Source organism: Ralstonia sp. AU12-08 (assembly GCF_000442475.1).
Lineage (GTDB): Bacteria > Pseudomonadota > Gammaproteobacteria > Burkholderiales > Burkholderiaceae > Ralstonia > Ralstonia insidiosa.
Genome location: NZ_ASZV01000074.1, coordinates 1 through 1,258, shown reverse-complemented (window position 1 = coordinate 1,258; position 1,258 = coordinate 1). Strand labels below are relative to the sequence as shown.

General features: G+C 63.0%; 1 protein-coding gene. It reads right to left on the bottom strand.

What is annotated here, in order from left to right; translation table 11 throughout:
- Positions 1 to 1,181, bottom strand: a 1,181-nt coding sequence (gene istA, locus C404_RS58685; RefSeq protein ID WP_021197866.1) for an IS21 family transposase, incomplete at its 3' end; no start/stop codon positions are given.
- Positions 1,182 to 1,258 lie beyond the last annotated feature (77 nt).

Here is a 1,258-nt window from a genome sequence, read left to right as displayed (position 1 = left end):
GCACCGGGCTTACGCTGCAGCACCGCGAGGTAGTGGTGCCAGTCATAGATTGTGCGCCCCGGAAGATGGCTACGGTCGATGTGCCGCACGTGCTCGGCAATCACCTGGCCTTCGGCCACGAACACGAGCCGATTGGCATAGACGCGCAGACTGATGGGCCGGTTGGCAAACGACGCCGGTACGCTGTAGCGGTTGCGCTCGAAGGTCACCAGGCAGGTTGGTGAGACGCGCTTAGTGTGCTCCACAAAGCCATCGAACGGCTGCCCCACGGGCATCAGGTGTGGCCGCTCCAGCGACCAGGCCTCCCAGAGGGTCATGTCCAGCTCAGGATGGCGGGTCTGCTGCCACAGCCGTACGCACTGGTCGGCCAGCCAGTCATTAAGTGCCACCAGAGAGCCGAATGCAGGGATGCGTTGCCAGATGCGGTGACGGCTGTCCTGCACGTTCTTCTCTATCTGCCCCTTCTCCCAGCCCGAGGCCGGGTTACAGAACTCGGCGTCGAACAGGTAGTGGCTGACCATGGTGCTGAAGCGCAAGTTGACGTCACGCAACTTGCCCAGGCGCACGCGATCCACGGCGGTCTTCATGTTGTCGTAGATGCCGCGACGCGGGATACCGCCCCAGGCCACAAAGGCGTGGTGATGGGCATCGAACAGCATCTCGTGGGTCTGCAGCAGATACGCGCGCAGGAAGAATGCGCGGCTGTGGCTGAGCTTGAACTGAGCCACTTGCAGCTTGGTGCGCTCGCCGGCGATGACCGCCCAGTCCTCGCTCCAGTCGAACTGGAAGGCCTCACCCTCTGCGAAGCGCAGTGGGATAAAGGTGCCTCGCCCCGACGTGCGGGCTTGCTCCTGGCGCCAGCGGCGAGCGAATGCGGCAACGCGATCGTAGGAGCCGGTGAAGCCCAAGGCACACAGATCAGTGTGGATCTGCTTGAGCGTGCGCCGTTGCTTGCGTGGCTTGTTGGCCTCGGTCTTGAGCCAAGCGGAGAGCTTGGCGGCATGGCCGTCGAGCTTGCTCGGACTCTGCCGTGCAGGATAGGCCGGTGCAGTGACGTCAGCGCGCAGGTAGCGCCTGACCGTGTTCCTGGAGATGCCCAGGCGTCTGGCGATCTCGCGCAACGGGATCTGGTCGCGAAGATGCCAGCGTCGAATGATGCTCAGTATGGCCACGTCGATCACTCCAATCTCCCGCTCGTTGCCGAGCGGGACAGTGTTCTATACGTGGGTCAACATTCGATGCAAAAACCTACCTCGGG